Source organism: Isoptericola sp. b408 (assembly GCF_030588085.1).
Lineage (GTDB): Bacteria > Actinomycetota > Actinomycetes > Actinomycetales > Cellulomonadaceae > Isoptericola > Isoptericola sediminis.
The window spans coordinates 340,384-356,942 of sequence record NZ_JAUQYQ010000001.1 but is presented as its reverse complement, the minus strand read 5'-3'; the positions used below and the strand labels follow the sequence as shown (position 1 = coordinate 356,942).

Genomic DNA, 16,559 nt, shown 5'->3' with positions numbered 1-16,559 from the left:
CGGGACGGGGCACACTGGCGTCATGAGGACGTCGGACGCGGACACCCCGCGACGCATCGACCTGAACAGCGACCTGGGCGAGGGCGTGAGCACCTCGGAGCACGCCGGGGACGCCCGCATGCTCGAGATCGTCTCGAGCGCCAACATCGCCTGCGCGTTCCACGCGGGCGACCCGGCGACCATCCACCGCACGGTCCACGCGGCGGTCCGTCGGGGCGTGACCGTCGGGGCGCACGTCGCCTACAACGACCGCGAGGGGTTCGGGCGCCGGGACCTGGAGGTGCCCAGCGACGAGCTCCGGGCCGACCTCGTCTACCAGCTGGGGGCGATCCGCGAGATCGCCCGCAGCGCGGGCACCACGGTCCGCTACGTCAAGCCGCACGGGGCCCTCTACAACACGGCGGCCGTCGACGCGCGGGTCGCCGAGGACGTCGCCGCCGCGGTCGTCACCGTCGACCCCGAGCTCGTCCTGCTGGGCCTGCCCGGCAGCGTCGCCCTCGACGCGGCCCGTGCGGCGGGTCTCGTGACGGCCGCCGAGGCGTTCGCCGACCGCGCCTACACCGCCACCGGCCGGCTCGTGCCGCGCAGCGTGGAGGGAGCCGTCCTGCACGACCCGGAGGAGGTCGCCGCCCGGATGCTGCGCCTGGTCCACGAAGGTGTCGTCCGGTCGATCGAGGGCACGGACGTGACGATCGTCGCCGACTCCATCTGCGTGCACGGCGACACCCCGGGCGCCGCGAGGATGGCGGCCCGGCTGCGGGAGGTGCTCACCGGGGCCGGGGTGAGCCTGCGTCCGTTCGTGACGTCATGACGCCGCAGATCCGGCCGGTGGGCGACGACGCCGTCCTGGTCACGTTCGACGCCCCGGGATCGGCCGTCGCCCTGCACCGGTCGCTGCGACGCCGGCCGCTGCCCGGCGTCGGGCACACCGTGCCGGGCGCGCGGACGCTGCTGATCCCCTTCGCGCCGGGCCGCACCGACGCCGCGACGCTCGCCCGGGCGCTGCGGACGCTCACCGCGGACCCGCCGCCCGACCCGGAGGAGGCGCACCGGCACGAGCTCGCCGTGGTGTACGACGGCGAGGACCTGGCGACCGCGGCGGAGCTGCTCGGATGGTCCGTCGAGCAGCTCGTCCGCCGGCACACGACCGCCACGTGGCGGGTCGCGTTCATGGGGTTCGCCCCCGGCTTCGGCTACCTGGCGGGCGACGACCCCGCCCTGTCCCTGCCGCGCCGGGACACGCCCCGCACGCGGGTCCCGCCCGGTGCGGTGGCCATGGCCGGCGACTACAGCGGGGTCTACCCGCGCGAGAGCCCCGGAGGATGGCAGCTGCTCGGGCGGACCGACGCCGTCGTCTGGGACACCGCACGCCGGGCACCCGCCCTGTGGCGGCCCGGGGACACCGTGCGCTTCGCCCCGGCACGGGAGGTGGCCACCGTCCGCGTCCCGCGGCCGTCGACCCCGCCGGGCGCTCCCGCCGACCCGGTGCTGGAGGTGCTGGCTCCCGGGCTGCAGACGCTCGTGCAGGACCTCGGCCGCCCGGGGAGCGTGGACCTCGGGGTCTCCGGCTCCGGTGCGGCCGACCCCCGCAGCTTCCGGGCGGCGCAGCGGGCCGTCGGCAACCGGACGGACGCCGCCGCGCTGGAGACGCTCGGCGGCCTGAGGCTGCGCGCCCTGCGCCCCGCCGTCGTCGCCACGGCGGGCGCGGCCGCCGACCTCGAGGTGACCGGCGGGACCGGGCTCTCCCGGGCTCCGCTCCCCGGCCGGCCGTTCGTCCTGGCCCCCGGCGAGGAGCTCTCCGTCGGCGCGCCGCGCCGGGGGCTGCGCACCTACGTGGCCGTCCGCGGCGGCCTCGACGTCGCCCCGGTCCTGGGGTCGCGTGCCACCGACCTGCTCGCCGGCCTGGGACCGGACCCGCTCGCCGCCGGGGACGTCCTCGGTACCGCCGGGGACGCCGTCGAGGCCGTGGCGACCGCGGACACCGGCGCCCCGGATCCCAAGAGGCTGCCCGCCCCCGGCGACGTCGTGACGCTGCCCGTGGTCCTCGGCCCCCGGGACGACTGGTTCACCCCCGACGCGCTCGACCTGCTCGCCTCCCAGGAGTGGGAGGTGACGGCCCGGTCGGACCGCGTCGGCCTGCGTCTGACCGCGGAGCAGCCGCTCACCCGGACCGCGACGGCACAGGGTGCCGAGCTGCCCAGCGAGGGTGCGGTGACCGGTGCGCTGCAGGTACCGCCCGACGGCCTGCCCGTGCTGCTCGGACCCGACCACCCGTTGACCGGCGGATACCCGGTCGTGGCCACCGTCGCGGCCTCGCACCGGTGGCTGCTCGGCCAGATCCCGCCCGGTGCGCGGATCCGGTGCCGGCCGGTCCGGACCTGACCGCCGACCGGGCATCCGTCGACGACGCCGCGTCACCGCCCACTGTGCGCAACATCTCCACGAGTCGCCCCGACGTCCCCCCGGCACCCAGGGCGCTGACCAGGCAGAATCGGGCCATGACGTCAACGCTGACCATGCCGCCGGCCCGCGCGAAGCAGCGCGGGGCCACCCGGATCGCCGCCGCCAGCCTGCTCGCCCTGGCGATGATGCTCGGCGCGTGTTCCGCCCCGGCGGACGTCCAGCAGTTCATCGACGACGCGCAGAGCCAGGCCGAGGCCATCGAGGGCGACCTGCGCGAGCTCGAGGAGCAGGTTCCCGACGTCCCCGACGAGGTGCAGACGTCCATCACCGACGCCGTGGCGTCGGCTCAGGCCGCCACGGACGAGGCCCGCACCGCCCTCGACCAGGCCGCGGAGTCCGAGGACGGGGCGGTCGTGGCGCTGCAGGACGCGCAGGTCGCGCTCGAGGCGGCCTCGGCGGAGGTCGCGAACGCGACGGAGGAGGCCCGCTCCGCCGGGTCCGAGCAGGTCGCCGACCTGCTCGCCCAGCTCCAGACCCAGCTCGACGAGCTGCGCGGCGAGACCGAGGACGCCGCCGGCTGACCCGACCCGGTCCGGCAGGGCCCTCAGTCGAGCCAGGCGGTCGCGGCACCGACCAGCAGGGCGACCCCGAGGTCGAGCGTCGGGTCGAGGACCGGCGCGAACTCCGGCGAGTGGTTCGGTGCGACGCCCGCGGGCAGGCTGCCCATCCCGGCGAGCGACGCCGGGTCGACACCGGCGAAGAGCGCCGGATCCGCCCCGCCCACGTGCCAGTAGACGAGCGGGGCCCCGGCGGCCGCCGCCAGCTCCCCGACGTCCTCCGAGCCCGCGATGGGCGGCATGGCGACCACGGCGGGAGCCCCGCCGGCCCGGCGGATCGCGTCGCCGTGCGCCGTCAGGACGTCCCCCAGCGCCGCGCCGGTGCGGTGCGAGGCCTCGGGTTCGTTGACCAGCACCCCGAACCCGGCGATCTGCTCGTACTCGGGCGGTCGCGGCGCCCCCGAGGCCACGGCCTCGGCGTCGACGATCCGGTGCACGGCCGCGAGCACCCGCTCGCGCACGCCCTCGTCGAACGTGCGGACGTTGACCAGCAGCTCGGCCCGGTCGGGGATGATGTTGGCCTGCGTCCCGGCCCGGATCGACCCCACGGTCACGACGGCCTTCTCCGCGATGCCGACCTCGCGGGACACGACGCCCTGCAGCCGCTGGACGACCGCGGCCGCCAGGAGCACGGGGTCGACCGTCGACTCGGGGCTGGAGCCGTGACCGCCGCGTCCGTGCAGGGTCACGCGCAGGGAGTCGGCCGCGGCCATCGCGGGTCCCGGCGTGAGGTTGACCGTCCCGACCGGGAACGGCATCACGTGCTGCCCGAGCACCACGTCGGGGGTCCCCACCCGCTCGTACAGCCCGTCCTCGACCATGGCCCGCGCCCCGGCGCCGACCTCCTCGGCGGGCTGGAACAGCACCTGCAGCGTCCCCGACCACTCCCCGCGACGTGCGGCCAGGGCGTCGGCGGCACCCAGCAGACAGGTGACGTGCACGTCATGACCGCAGGCGTGCATGGTGCCGGTCTCCTGCGAGGCGTACGGCAGGCCGGTGCGCTCCGTCACCGGCAGCCCGTCCATGTCGGCGCGCAGCAGCACCGTCGGCCCGTCGCCGTTGGCCAGCACGCCCACCACGCCGGTACCGCCGATCCCCCGGTGCACGGCGTACCCCCGGTCGCCCAGGCGGTCGGCCACGATCCCGGCGGTGCGGTGCTCGGCGAACGCGAGCTCGGGATGGGCGTGCAGGTCGGTGCAGATCGCCGTCAGGTCGGCGCCGGTGAGGGTGCTCATGGCGGCATGATGCCGCGCCACGGGTGCCGCCGCCGCTCCCGGGTGCCACCATGGCGAGATGCCCGAGGATCGCGACATCACCCTGCGCATCGGTCACGAGGAGCTCGTCGTCCGGCAGCGCTACGAGACCGCCAGCATCGCCAACGACGTCCTGATCGGCCTGTGGTTCGTCGTCGGCTCGGCCCTGTTCTTCTCCGAGTCCACGGCCACCGCCGGCACCTGGCTGTTCCTGCTGGGCAGCATCCAGATGCTCCTGCGCCCGGGGATCCGCCTCCGGCGACGCCTGCACCTGCAGCGACTGGGCTCCCCGCACGCGGAGACCGCGCGCGACTTCTGAGCGTGTCGCCGCTCGCTGCTCAGTCGGGGTCGACGGGATCCAGCGGCTGCTCGTGGTCGTGGTTGACCGTGCCGCGACGCCAGTAGCCGGCGATCGACATGCGGTCCGCGCCCAGGCCGAGCTCCCGGCGCAGGTGACGGCGCACGGGCACCAGGTCCCCGGCCTCACCCAGCCCGACGACGTACTCCCCGTCGTCCAGGGGACCCAGGGCACGGACCGCCTCGGCGAGCTGGCCCGGGCCGTCGGTGCGGTAGAGGATCTCGACGTCGGCACCGCCGAGCTCCGACTCCACGAACTCCTCGTCGACGTCGTCGCCGATCTCGACGATCGCGGTCACCCGCACGTCCGGTCCGACGGCCGCGACCCACCGGGCGGCGGCGGGCAGGCCGGTCTCGTCGACGGCCAGCGTGAGTCGGTCGACGCCGTCCGGCGCCCCGTGGCTGACGTGCGGTCCGGCGAGCACCAGCTCGTCGCCGGCCTCGGCCCGGGCGGCCCAGGCCGACGCCTGACCCGCGTTGCCGTGCAGCACCCAGTCCAGGTCGACCTCGGCCACGCCGTCCCGCGTCCGCGCGTCGCGGACGGTGAGGTCCCGGGACACCGAGACGCCCGCGGTGGGCCGCTGCAGGCCGCCGTCGGGGGCGAGCGTGGGGGCGTGCAGCTCGCCGGTGGCCGGGTCCGGCAGGAAGACCTTGACGTGGTCGTCCGGGCCGGGGGCGCGCAGAGCGGCGAGGGACGACGGCGCGGCCGGGTCGGCGCCGTCCACGTCGCGCAGGGTCGTGCGCACCATGGACCCGGTCAGCTCGTGCACGGCGTGCACGCGGACCCGTCGCGGGACGAGGTCGAACGAGGAGCGGGGTCGGGACGACATCTTCCGATTCCATCACGCCCGACGCCCAGCCCGACCCGTACGGAGCACCGCCGCCCGACCTTCCGCAGCAGCCCTTCCACCCGCCCACGGGCCCCGGATGACCTCGTCGTCCGACGATGCTGACCGGTGTCTGCGGGATCAGCCGGCGCCCGGTCCGCCGGGGCGGCGGACGTCGAGCGACGAACCGCGAGGTCGGTGACACTGGAGGGGTGAGCGATCCGTACCAGCCGCCTCAGCCGGACGAGCCGACCCCGCCGTCCGGCGCGAACCCGCCGCCCGGGTACGGGCAGCAGCCGCCCGGCTACGGGCAGCAGCCGCCCGGCCCCTACGGCACGCCCCCGCCGGAGAACCCGCAGCAGCCCGGGCAGCAGCAGCCCGGTTATCCCCCGGCGGGCTACCCGCCGCCGTACACCCCGGACCCCCCGGGCAAGGTCATGGGGATCGTCGGCTTCGTGCTCGCGTTCGTGTTCGCCCCGGCGGGCATCGTCGTGTCCGCGCTGGCGCTGTCGGACTCGAAGAAGGTCGGCTACGACAACGTCCTGGGCAAGTGGGGGCTGTGGTTGTCGATCATCTTCACGTCGATCGGCGTGCTCCTGGTGATCGGGTACCTCGTGTTCTTCATCGCCGTGTTCGGGACGATGGGCACCGAGATGACCGTGTCGTCGGGCGTCCTGTCCGGCGTCTGATCAATCAGCTTGCGTCCCTTGCGACAATGAGAGGTCGTGAGCACCGAGCCCTCCCCCGCCCCGCAGCCCGTCGGCGACCCTGGTCGCCCGACGGGCGGTAGCCGACGGCGGCGCCGCGGCCGCGGGAAGGGGCGCGGTCCCGGCGCCGGGACCGCGGGACCGACCCGTGTGAGCCGTGCCGAGCTCGACCGTGCCGCGGAGATCCGGGACGCCGTCGTCGTCCCGGAGATCACCTACCCGGAGCAGCTCCCCGTCTCGGCCCGACGCGAGGACATCGCCGCGGCGATCCGCGACCACCAGGTGGTGGTCGTCGCCGGCGAGACCGGGTCCGGCAAGACGACCCAGCTGCCCAAGATCCTGCTCGAGCTGGGCCGCGGGCGGGCCGGGCAGATCGGGCACACGCAGCCCCGACGCATCGCCGCGCGGTCCGTCGCCGAGCGGGTGGCCGAGGAGCTCGACGTCGAGCTCGGCGGTGTCGTCGGCTACCAGGTGCGGTTCACGGACACCTCGTCCGACGAGACGCTGGTCAAGGTGATGACGGACGGCATCCTGCTGGCGCAGATCCAGCGGGACCCGGAGCTGCTCGCCTACGACACGATCGTCATCGACGAGGCGCACGAGCGGTCGCTCAACATCGACTTCCTGCTCGGCTACCTGTCCCGGCTGCTGCCCCGGCGCCCGGACCTGAAGCTCGTCATCACCTCCGCGACCATCGACTCCGAGCGGTTCGCCGCGCACTTCTCCCCGGCCCACCTGGCCGAGGTCGGTGGCGCACCGCCCGCCGTCGTCGAGGCGCTGCCCGACGCCGCCCCCGTCGTCGAGGTCTCCGGCCGCACCTACCCGGTCGAGATCCGCTACCGCCCGCTGGTGCCCGACGCCGAGCAGGGCACCGGGAAGAAGAAGGCGGCCGGCGGTGACGAGAAGGACCTCGTCACCGGCATCGTCGAGGCCTGCGACGAGCTGATGCGCGAGGGGTCCGGCGACATCCTCGTGTTCCTCTCCGGCGAGCGCGAGATCCACGACGCCGCCGACGCCCTCGAGGGGCACCTGAAGGAACGCGTCCGCGACCCGAAGCGCCCCGACCACGTCGAGATCCTGCCGCTGTACTCGCGCCTGTCGTCCGCCGAGCAGCACCGTGTGTTCCAGTCCCACCCGGGCCGGCGCATCGTGCTGTCCACGAACGTCGCCGAGACGTCGCTGACGGTGCCGGGCATCCACTACGTCGTCGACCCGGGCACCGCCCGCATCTCGCGGTACTCCAAGGCCACCAAGGTCCAGCGCCTCCCGATCGAGCCGATCAGCCAGGCCTCCGCGAACCAGCGCTCCGGGCGGTCCGGGCGCGTGGCCGACGGCATCGCGATCCGCCTGTACTCGCCGGAGGACTTCGAGAACCGCCCGGAGTTCACCGAGCCTGAGATCCTGCGCACCTCGCTCGCCTCGGTCCTGCTGCAGATGATCTCGGTGGGCGTGGTCGGCTCCCCCGACGACGTCGCACGGTTCCCGTTCGTCGAGCCCCCGGACACGCGCGCCGTCCGCGACGGCGTGAATCTGCTGGCCGAGCTCGGCGCCCTCACCCTGCGCGACGGGGAGACCCGGCTCTCCGACGTCGGACGCCGGCTGGCCCGGCTGCCCATGGACCCGCGGCTCGCCCGGATGGTCCTCGAGGGGTCACGGCTCGGCGTCGCCCGCGAGGTCGCCATCATCGCCGCGGCGCTGTCGATCCAGGACCCGCGGGAGCGTCCCGCCGACTCCCGCGAGCAGGCCGACCAGTCGCACGCCCGGTTCACCGACCCGACGTCGGACTTCCTCACCTATCTGAACCTGTGGGAGTACCTGCGCGAGCAGCAGCACCAGATGGGCTCCTCGGCCTTCCGCCGGCTGTGCAAGAGCGAGTACGTCAACTTCCTGCGGGTGCGCGAGTGGCAGGACGTCGTCGCCCAGCTGCGGCAGATGGCGAAACAGCTCGACGTCGACATGCGCTACCGCCCGGCCACGACCGGCCCCTCCGAGACCGACGGCGCGGCGCCGGACGCGGAGAGCTGGAAGCGGCCCTGGGACGGCGACACCATCCACCGGGCGCTGCTGTCCGGGCTGCTGTCCCAGATCGGCATGCAGGACACCGGCGAGATCAAGGCGTCCTCCGTGGCACACCTGCGGGGGGAGGCCCGGGCGCGGGCGTTGCGCCAGGCCGCCAAGCGGGCCCGGAACGAGTACCTCGGCGGACGTGGCGCCCGGTTCGCGATCTTCCCCGGTTCCCCCCTGAGCAAGAAGCCGCCGGCGTGGATCATGGCCGGCGAGCTCGTCGAGACGTCCCGGCTGTGGGCCCGCGACGTCGCGCGCATCCAGCCCGAGTGGGCCGAGGAGCTCGCCGGCGACCTGGGCAGACGCACCTACTCCGACCCGCACTGGTCGACCAAGCAGGGTGCCGCCGTGGCCGTGGAGAAGGTGCTGCTCTACGGCGTCCCGATCGTCGCGGACCGCAAGATCCTGTACGGCAAGGTCGATCCCGAGGCGGCGCGGGAGATGTTCATCCGGCACGCTCTGGTCGAGGGGCAGTGGACCACGCACCACGCCTTCTTCGCCGAGAACCGTCGGCTGCTCGCCGAGGCCGAGGAGCTCGAGGCGCGGTCGCGTCGGCGCGGGCTGGTCGCCTCCGAGGACGACCTGTACGCGTTCTACGACGAACGGGTCCCCGAGTCCGTGGTCAGCGCCCGGCACTTCGACTCCTGGTGGAAGAAGGCCCGCCGCGACGACCCGGACCTGCTGACCTTCACGCTCGACCAGCTCGTCGACGCCGAGGCGGTGGACACCTCCGAGTTCCCGGAGACGTGGACCCAGGGCGAGGTCACCCTGCCGCTGACCTACCAGTTCCAGCCCGGGACCGACGCCGACGGCGTCACGGTCCACATCCCGCTGTCGATCCTCAACCGGGTCTCCCCCGACGGGTTCGACTGGATGGTGCCCGGGCTGCTCGACGAGCTGTGCACGGCCACCATCCGGTCGCTGCCCAAGGCCGTGCGCCGCGAGCTCGTGCCGGCACCCGACGTCGGCGCCGCGGTCGCCGGCTGGCTGCGGGAGAACACCCCCACCTGGGAGGACATGACCCGGGCGGGCGACATGGCCTCGCCGTTCCACGTCGAGTTCTCCCGGGCCGTCCGGGCGCTGCGCGACGTGGTGATCCCGGACGACGTCTGGGACGACGAGCGGGTCGAGCGACTGCCCGGCCACCTGCGGATGACGTTCCGGGTCGAGGGCACCGCGGACGCCGACGGCCGCGCACGCGACGGCGGGCCGGCCGGTGGTGGCCGCCGCAAGTCCGGGAAGAAGCAGCGCGGACGGGGCGCCGCGCGGTCGACCGGTCCCGTCGTGCTCGACGAGTCGAAGGACCTGCTCTCGCTGCAGAAGAAGCTCGCGCCGCAGGCGGAGGCGGCGGTGCGGTCGGCCGTGAAGGGGGCGGTCGGCGTGGCGCTCGAGGAGGCGGCGCGGGCCACCTCAGGTCGCTCTGGAGCGCCCGGGGTCGAGGCGTCGGACGCGCCGCCTCGCTCACGGGCCCCGGGGGGCCCTCCGCTACGGCTGGACGGCGGCGCAGCCGACACCCCGACCCCCGGCTCCGCAGGTTCGTCCGGGTCCGGGCGGTCCGACGGCGGTACCAGCGCCGGGGCTTCCGGTGCTGGGTCCGTCGTGGCGGAGCAGGCGGGGCTGACCACGTGGCCGGAGCTGCCGGGTGGTGAGCTGCCCCGGACGGTGTCCACGGATCTTGGCGGAGGCGTCGTCGTGCAGGGGTACCCCGCGCTGGTCGAGGAGCCGGGGGCGAAGGGCTCGCCCCCGTCGGTGGCGCTGCGGGTGCTGGCCGCCGCCGCGGAGCAGGACGAAGCGCACGCCCGCGGGGTGCGCCGGCTGCTGCTGTCCGAGACGGCGCTGCCGACCGGGCGCATCACCTCGCGGTGGTCCGCGAAGCAGTCGCTGACGCTGGCGGCCGCCCCGTACCGGAACACCGACGCCCTGGTCGACGACCTGCAGCTCGCCGCCGTCATCGCGCTGACCAGCGCGGACGAGGACAAGGCTCCCGGGACGCCGACCGGGGGACCCGTCGCTGTACAGATTCGTGATGCGGACTCGTACGCGAAGGCCCTCGCGTTCGTGCGCCGGCACCTGGAGGACGAGGTGCACCGGGTCGTGGGCCACGTCGTCGCCGCCCTCACCGCCTGGCGGACGGTCGAGAGCGAGGTCAAGGCGTCCTCGTCCCTCGCGCTGCTCAACACCCTCCAGGGCATCCGGGAGCACGTCGCGGGCCTGGTCCACGACGGTTTCGTCTCCGCGACCCCGCCGCGCCGCGTGCCGCATCTCGTGCGCTACCTGCGCGCTGCCTCGTACCGGCTGGAGAAGGCCGAGGCGAACCCCCACCGCGACGCCGAGCTGGCGTGGCGCGTCCAGGACGTCACCGGCGTGTACGAGAAGGCGCGCGAGGCCTACGCCGCCGGGGCCGCCGACCCGGCCCGCGTCGCCGAGCTGGCCGAGGTCCGGTGGCTGCTGGAGGAGCTGCGGGTCTCGCTGTTCGCCCAGCAGCTCGGCACCGACGGGTCGGTCAGCGAGAAGCGGATCCGCAAGGTGCTCACCCCCGGAGGCTGGTAGGCGGACCTCGTGATCAGGGTCGGACCAGGGCGTTCCCGGATGCCGGAGCGTCGTCGTCCCGCCTAGGGTCGGACCATGAGCAATCCGCAGAAGGACTCCGCAGCCAGTTCCCGCAAGCTCTACCGCCCCCGCCAGGGCCGAGTCATCGGCGGCGTGTGCGCCGGCATCGCGGACTACTTCGGGTGGGACCGGACCCTCGTCCGGGTCCTGACCGTCGCGTCCATCTTCATCCCCGGCCCGCAGGTGCTGGCGTACATCGTGTTCTGGATCCTCATGCCGGACGAGCGCAAGGCGTTCGCGGCCTGACCGGGGGCTGACCAGCGGGACGCGGTCGCCGCCCGGTCACCGGCCGCCGACCGGCCCGCGGCTCATCGCTCGGAGGTCGACAGGCCCGACGCCGCGCCGAGCCGCCCCTGCAGCGCGTCCATCCGCTCGAGCACGGGGGTGGCGTCCGCGTCCAGGGGTTCGCTCGCCACGTAGGCCGCGCGCAGCACCTCGACCTGCTCGCGGATCGCCTCGCGCACCGCGGACCGTTCCGCGGCCTCCTCGAGACGCTCGAGCAGCCGCAGCAGCGCATCGAGCGCGACCGGCGCGTCCACCCCGTAGGTCCGCAGCGCGGTCACGACCGACCGGACGAGCTCCTCCGCCGTCGGCCACGGGACGACGAGGCGCACCGTGCCGTCCGCGTCGGTCCGCCCGCGCGGCGCCGGCTCCCGGGACACGACCCGGACGAGCCCGTTGCCCAGCGCGTCCAGCGCCGAGGCGGCCGTGTACGGGTCGTTGGCACCCTGGGACAGCGCACGGACGGCCATCTCCGTGAGGTCCTGCACGGCGAAGCCGACGTCCTGGTGCGGGGTCCGGGCCGGTCCGAGGACGACCCCGGTGCGCACGGCGTCGGTCAGGCCGTCCAGGTCGCCCCGCACGCGGGCGAGCGGCTCGCCCTCGATCACGTGGTCCCCGGGGCCGACGACGAGCTCGATCCGCCCGTCGCAAGCCTTCGCGCTCCGCACCAGCCCGGCGAGATCGACGTGCTCGACGTGACCGCTCCCGTTCGCCCGCACCTGCGGCGGTCCGTCGAGCTCGGCGTCGGCCGTGACCTGGTGGTCGGCGGGGTCGGCCGGGAACACCCGGTCCACGGCCGTCTCGAGCTCGTGCCGGACCCGCTGCTCCAACGTGGTCACCTGGACGGACTGCGCGATGTGATGGATGAAGAACACCAGCACGGCGACGTTGACGACGGCCAGGACGATCGCGAGGTGGATGGCGAGGGTCGGGACGGACTCTCCGGACCCCTGCGGCTGGATGTCGCCCAGCACGACGAGGGCGTACAGGAACGTCGCGGTGAAGGTCGCCAGCACCCACTGGTTCGCGCGGTCCGCCATGAAGTTGCGCACGAGCCGCGGCCCGTACACCGAGGACGTGGTGGCCATGACCGAGATCGTGATCGAGAAGGACGTCGCGGCCACGGTCAGCACCGACCCCGCGATGGCGGTGAGGACCGCCCGCCCCCCGTCGGCGCTGAGGGAGTCCAGCAGCGTCAGGGTGATCCCGGCATCCTGCAGGGTCCGGTCGACGACGACCATCGCCCTGGCGGTCACGAGCGCGACTGCTCCGAGCACGGCGGGCAGGAACCAGAAGGACTCCCGCGCACGGGACAACCAGGCGCTGATCATGGGCTCACCGTAGCCGGGCGACGGAGTACGGTCGAAGAAGGCGACGGCGGCCCGATCCCAGGAGGACGACATGAGGATCACGCACGAGCAGGGCGACATCACCACCGCCGCGGTGGACGCGATCGTCAACGCGGCCAACTCCTCGTTGCTGGGCGGCGGCGGCGTGGACGGCGCCATCCACGCCGCGGCCGGGCCGCGGCTGCTGGAGGCCTGTCGCGAGCTGCGACGTACGACCCTGCCCGAGGGGCTCGGGGTGGGCGACGCCGTCGTGACACCGGGGTTCGACCTGCGGGCCGACTGGGTGGTCCACACCGTCGGCCCGAACCGGCACCGGGGCGAGACCGACCCCGAGCTGCTCTCCTCCTGCTTCCGCACGTCCCTCGGACTCGCGGCGGACGCCGCGTCCCGCACGGTCGCGTTCCCGGCGATCGGCGCCGGCGTCTTCGGCTGGGACGCGGAGGACGTCGCGCGGATCGCGGTCGAGACCGTGCGGGTCTGGGACGAGGAGAACCCGGCAGCGCTCCACGAGGTGCGGTTCGTGCTGTTCAGCGCGGAGGTCCGAGCGGCCTTCGCCCGCGCCCTGGACGGATGAGCCGGGCGGACGTCGGTGGCGTGCGGCAGGCTGCGGGCATGACCACGGCTGCACGATGCTTCGGCGACGGCGACCCGCTCTACGCGGAGTACCACGACACCGAGTGGGGTCTCCCCGTGCACGGGGAGAGCGCCCTGCTCGAACGCATCGCGCTGGAGGGGTTCCAGTCGGGACTGTCGTGGCTGACGATCCTGCGCAAGCGCGAGGCGTTCCGTGAGGTCTTCCTCGGCTTCGAACCGGCAGCGGTCGCGGCCATGACGCCGGACGACGTGGAGCGGCTGATGTCCGACGCCCGCATCGTGCGCAACCGGGCCAAGATCGAGGCGACGGTCGCGAACGGCAGGGCCGTCGTCGCCCTGCACGCGGCGGGCCGGAGCCTCGACGAGCTGTTCTGGTCCTTCGCCCCGCCGCCGCGGGACGAGCGCCCCGCGACGCACGCCGAGGTCCCCGCCACGACACCGGAGTCGGTCGCCCTGGCGAAGGCCCTCAAGGCCGAGGGGTTCCGGTTCTTCGGGCCGACGACGGCGTACGCGGCCATGCAGGCGTGCGGGCTGGTCGACGACCACCTGGCCACGTGCCCCGTCGTCACCGGTCAGGGGGTCGCGTCCGGGCGATAGCGCTCGGCGTCCCCCGGTGACACCTCGTGCCCCGGGTGCCCGGCGGTCCGGCGGTCCTGCTTCATCCGTGCCTCGGCGAGGTGCCGCACACCTCCGGCGAGCTCCTCGCGGGCACGCCGCTCGTGGTCGCGGAACACCTGCCAGTACCCGTCGTCGTACTCCTCGACGATCTGGAAGGTCCAGCGGCCCGGGAGCACGTTGCGGCCGACGAGGTCGTCGGCGATCCGCCGCGCCACCTCGTCGTGCCCGGCCTCGCGGAGCTGGTCGACAGCGGCACCGAGCGCCAGGTCCGCCTCGCCGGTGAGCTGGTGGAAGGTGTACAGGTGCCCACGGGCGCGCTCGACCGTCTCCAACGCCTCGCTCAGCGCGCCGAGCGCCTCGACCGTGGCGTCGGAGACACCGGGGGGCGTCGTGTGCTCGCCGTCGGGCAGGTCGGTGTCACTCATCGCTGCATGCTAGGCACGGCTGCCCGCTGCTCACCCCTCGGAACCCCGGCCGTCGCGCAGGGCCCGTCGCGCCGCGGACCAGGCCCCGGTCGACCACAGGGCCAGCGCCACGAGCACCGGCTGGAAGAACAGCCGGCCGAAGCGCTTGGCGTCTGTGTCCAGGCCGAAGCCGTCCCTGTGCTCGAGCCACTGCGCCACGTTGCCGGGGAAGATCACGACGAAGAAGGCCGCCGCGACGAGCCCCACCGCGACCTTCCACCGGGACAGGGCGACCAGGGACCCGCCGATGACGATCTCGACGACGCCCGAGGCCAGCACCGTGACGTCCTCGTCGACCGGGAACCATCCCGGCACCTGGGCCTGGAACTCCTCCCGGGCCACGGTGAGGTGCGCGACGCCGGCGCCGAGCAGGGCCGTGCCGAGCCAGAGTCGGGCGATCGTCCGGGGCAGCGAGGTGGGGGTCGGCCTGGTGAGCTCGGCGAGGTCCATGCCGCCGATCGTCGCACCGGCGCCGCGGCGGTGCAGCGCAACGCGCGCGGACGGCTCCGACCTGGTCGAATGACGCCATGGATGAGTTCTCGCAGGACGCGGTGACCGGAGCCCCCCACGACGACCTGCGCGCCACCCCGACGGCGCACCCGTCCCAGCGCCCCCACCTGGCCGCCGTCGTCGAGGACCGCCTCTACGCCGTCGCGGGCCGCGTGCTGCGCCGCTTCGGCTGGCGTCCCCGGTTCCAGGTGTACACCGGGTACGGCTCGCCCGAACGGGTCCGGGTGCTGGCCCGGATGCTCCTGGCCCCGGCCGGCGCGTCCCGGCGCGACGAGCGACGGCCGCTGCGCCGCGGCTTCCGGCACTTCCTCACGGTGCCGGCACCCGACAGCCCGGTCCGGGTCCGGATCGGTGGGCACGAGGTCGAGGACGTGACCGACCGGTCCGGGTACGTCGACCTCGAGCTGGACCTGCCCTCCCGGGAGCCGTTGCCGGCCGGGCTGCAGGAGGCCGAGCTGTCCAGCCTGGGGTCGCCGGACGGACCGGAGGTACCCGCCCCCGTGCTGGTCCTCGGCCCGGAGACACGGTTCGGCGTCGTCAGCGACATCGACGACACGACGCTGGTCACCGGTGTCCCCCGTCCGCTCCTGGCCACCTGGAACACGTTCGTGCGCCGGGCGGGCTCCCGCCGCGCGGTGCCCGGCATGGCGGCGCTGTACCGGGAGCTCGAGGAGACCCATCCCGCGGGCGCGTTCTTCTACGTCTCCAACGGCGCCTGGAACACGGCCGGGGCGCTGCGGGCGTTCCTCGCGCGGGAGGACTACCCTGCCGGGCCGATGCTGCTGACCGACTGGGGGCCGACGCTCACCGGGTGGTTCCGCAGCGGCCGGGAGCACAAGGCCGCCAGCCTCGACCTGCTCATGTCGTGGTTCCCGCACGTGCGCTGGCTGCTCGTCGGGGACAACGGGCAGCACGACCCGGAGATCTACGCGGAAGCCGTCGACCGGTGGCCGGACCGGATCGCCGCCGTCGCGATCCGGCAGGTCGCCGGGGCGGACCGCGCCCCGGTCACCGACCCCGCGTCCGGGACGACGGACCCGCTGGACGACGCGGCGGCCCCGACACCGGTGATCCGGGGCGAGGACGGCACCGTCCTCGCGCGGGGTCTCGGCCGGGTGCCCGGGGTGCTCCGGGACTGAGTCGCGCCGTGCCGTGCTGACTCGCCGAGCCTGGTACTCACTCGCGCCGGGATGCGGCCGGCCGGCCGGCGGTGGTCAGGCGCCGAGCTCCTGACCGCTCATGGCGTGGATCGAGGCCATGACCTCGTCGGTGAGCTCGCGGCGGGCCTGCGCCGGCCGCATGCCGGCGGGGAGCTGCCGCTGCGGCGCGATCGGGGTCCCGAAGTCGACCTGGATCCCCCGGTACGGTCGGGGCAGGCGCCGGCCGACCGGCTGGACCCGGTCGGTCCCGCGCAGCGCCACCGGCACGATCGGCGCGGGTCCGGCCAGCGCCAGCCAGGCCACACCCGTGTGCCCCTTGTGCAGCCGGCCGTCGCGGGACCGGGTCCCCTCGGGGTAGATCCCGAACGCGTCCCCGCGCTGCAGCACCAGCAGGGCGTCCTGCAGGGAGCGCTGTCCGGCACGGGGGTCCTCGCGGTCCACGGGGATGTGACCCATGGTGGTGAAGAACCAGCGGTAGACGCGCCCCTTGAGCCCCCGACCGGTCCAGTACTCGGCCTTCGCGATGAACGTGACGTGCCGCGGGGTCACCAGCGGGATGATGATCGAGTCGATGAACGACAGGTGGTTGCTCGCGAGGATGACCGGCCCGCGTCGCGGCACGTGGTGCAGCCCCGTGACCCGGGGCCGCAGAAACACGTACACCAGGAGCGACAGGATCAGCTTGAGGACGCGGTAGGTCACCGGCCTATTGTGCCCGAGCCGGTCCGGCGACCGTCCGCGTCG

The 16,559-nt window shown here is 74.5% G+C and carries 16 protein-coding genes; 10 read left to right on the top strand and 6 right to left on the bottom strand.

Annotation, left to right across the window (positions count from 1 at the left end):
• The first annotated feature begins 22 nt into the window (after positions 1 to 22).
• The 3 genes from Q6347_RS01690 to Q6347_RS01680 all read left to right on the top strand — a co-directional run bounded on the left by Q6347_RS01690 (position 23) and on the right by Q6347_RS01680 (position 2,984).
• Positions 23 to 811: a LamB/YcsF family protein gene (locus Q6347_RS01690; RefSeq protein ID WP_171246758.1), complete on the top strand. Its 789-nt coding sequence runs from the start codon at positions 23 to 25 to the stop codon at positions 809 to 811.
• On the top strand, positions 808 to 2,382 hold the full coding sequence (locus Q6347_RS01685; protein ID WP_304606477.1) for an urea amidolyase family protein: 1,575 nt from the start codon (positions 808 to 810) through the stop codon (positions 2,380 to 2,382). The genes Q6347_RS01690 and Q6347_RS01685 overlap by 4 nt, the downstream gene beginning before the upstream one ends.
• A gap of 116 nt (positions 2,383 to 2,498) precedes the next feature.
• On the top strand, positions 2,499 to 2,984 hold the full coding sequence (locus Q6347_RS01680; RefSeq protein WP_304602921.1) for a hypothetical protein: 486 nt from the start codon (positions 2,499 to 2,501) through the stop codon (positions 2,982 to 2,984).
• A gap of 23 nt (positions 2,985 to 3,007) precedes the next feature.
• On the opposite strand, the gene Q6347_RS01675 is transcribed toward Q6347_RS01680, so the two are convergent.
• Complete coding sequence (locus Q6347_RS01675; protein WP_304606476.1) at positions 3,008 to 4,255, bottom strand: amidohydrolase; 1,248 nt, start codon at positions 4,253 to 4,255, stop codon at positions 3,008 to 3,010.
• A 58-nt stretch (positions 4,256 to 4,313) separates the two neighbouring features.
• On the opposite strand from Q6347_RS01675, the gene Q6347_RS01670 reads away from it, so the two are divergent.
• Entirely contained in the window at positions 4,314 to 4,592 is a 279-nt protein-coding gene (locus Q6347_RS01670; RefSeq protein WP_171246754.1) for a YrhK family protein, read from the top strand.
• A 19-nt stretch (positions 4,593 to 4,611) separates the two neighbouring features.
• On the opposite strand, the gene Q6347_RS01665 is transcribed toward Q6347_RS01670, so the two are convergent.
• Entirely contained in the window at positions 4,612 to 5,460 is an 849-nt protein-coding gene (locus Q6347_RS01665; protein ID WP_304606475.1) for a siderophore-interacting protein, read from the bottom strand.
• Between the two features lie 209 nt (positions 5,461 to 5,669).
• On the opposite strand from Q6347_RS01665, the gene Q6347_RS01660 reads away from it, so the two are divergent.
• The 3 genes from Q6347_RS01660 (at position 5,670) to Q6347_RS01650 (ending at position 11,084) form a co-directional block, all read left to right on the top strand.
• Positions 5,670 to 6,146, top strand: a complete 477-nt coding sequence (locus tag Q6347_RS01660; protein ID WP_304606474.1) for a hypothetical protein — start codon at positions 5,670 to 5,672, stop codon at positions 6,144 to 6,146.
• A 36-nt stretch (positions 6,147 to 6,182) separates the two neighbouring features.
• Entirely contained in the window at positions 6,183 to 10,778 is a 4,596-nt protein-coding gene (gene hrpA, locus Q6347_RS01655) for an ATP-dependent RNA helicase HrpA (protein WP_369810790.1), read from the top strand.
• Positions 10,779 to 10,853: 75 nt separating this feature from the next.
• Complete coding sequence (locus Q6347_RS01650; RefSeq protein WP_171246750.1) at positions 10,854 to 11,084, top strand: PspC domain-containing protein; 231 nt, start codon at positions 10,854 to 10,856, stop codon at positions 11,082 to 11,084.
• 62 nt (positions 11,085 to 11,146) lie between these two features.
• On the opposite strand, the gene Q6347_RS01645 is transcribed toward Q6347_RS01650, so the two are convergent.
• A complete protein-coding gene (locus Q6347_RS01645; RefSeq protein ID WP_304606472.1) occupies positions 11,147 to 12,451 on the bottom strand; it encodes a DUF2254 domain-containing protein in 1,305 nt (434 codons plus the stop codon).
• Positions 12,452 to 12,521: 70 nt separating this feature from the next.
• On the opposite strand from Q6347_RS01645, the gene Q6347_RS01640 reads away from it, so the two are divergent.
• Entirely contained in the window at positions 12,522 to 13,043 is a 522-nt protein-coding gene (locus tag Q6347_RS01640) for an O-acetyl-ADP-ribose deacetylase (RefSeq protein ID WP_171246739.1), read from the top strand.
• 38 nt (positions 13,044 to 13,081) lie between these two features.
• Positions 13,082 to 13,660: a DNA-3-methyladenine glycosylase I gene (locus Q6347_RS01635; protein WP_304602928.1), complete on the top strand. Its 579-nt coding sequence runs from the start codon at positions 13,082 to 13,084 to the stop codon at positions 13,658 to 13,660.
• Here the strand turns inward: Q6347_RS01635 and Q6347_RS01630 are convergent.
• On the bottom strand, positions 13,636 to 14,106 hold the full coding sequence (locus tag Q6347_RS01630) for a hypothetical protein (protein ID WP_304602929.1): 471 nt from the start codon (positions 14,104 to 14,106) through the stop codon (positions 13,636 to 13,638). The two genes, Q6347_RS01635 and Q6347_RS01630, sit on opposite strands and share 25 nt — an antisense overlap.
• A 30-nt stretch (positions 14,107 to 14,136) precedes the next feature.
• The gene (locus Q6347_RS01625; RefSeq protein ID WP_304602930.1) at positions 14,137 to 14,595 is read right to left on the bottom strand and encodes a hypothetical protein; all 459 of its coding nucleotides are present in this window, start codon (positions 14,593 to 14,595) and stop codon (positions 14,137 to 14,139) included.
• Between the two features lie 77 nt (positions 14,596 to 14,672).
• Here Q6347_RS01625 and Q6347_RS01620 point away from each other — a divergent pair, with 77 nt between their 5' ends.
• A complete protein-coding gene (locus Q6347_RS01620; protein ID WP_304606471.1) occupies positions 14,673 to 15,794 on the top strand; it encodes an App1 family protein in 1,122 nt (373 codons plus the stop codon).
• Positions 15,795 to 15,869: 75 nt separating this feature from the next.
• Here Q6347_RS01620 and Q6347_RS01615 read toward each other — a convergent pair whose 3' ends face one another.
• Positions 15,870 to 16,517 (bottom strand): 1-acyl-sn-glycerol-3-phosphate acyltransferase, encoded by a 648-nt coding sequence (locus tag Q6347_RS01615; protein ID WP_304602932.1) that lies wholly within the window; start codon positions 16,515 to 16,517, stop codon positions 15,870 to 15,872.
• Positions 16,518 to 16,559: the final 42 nt, after the last annotated feature.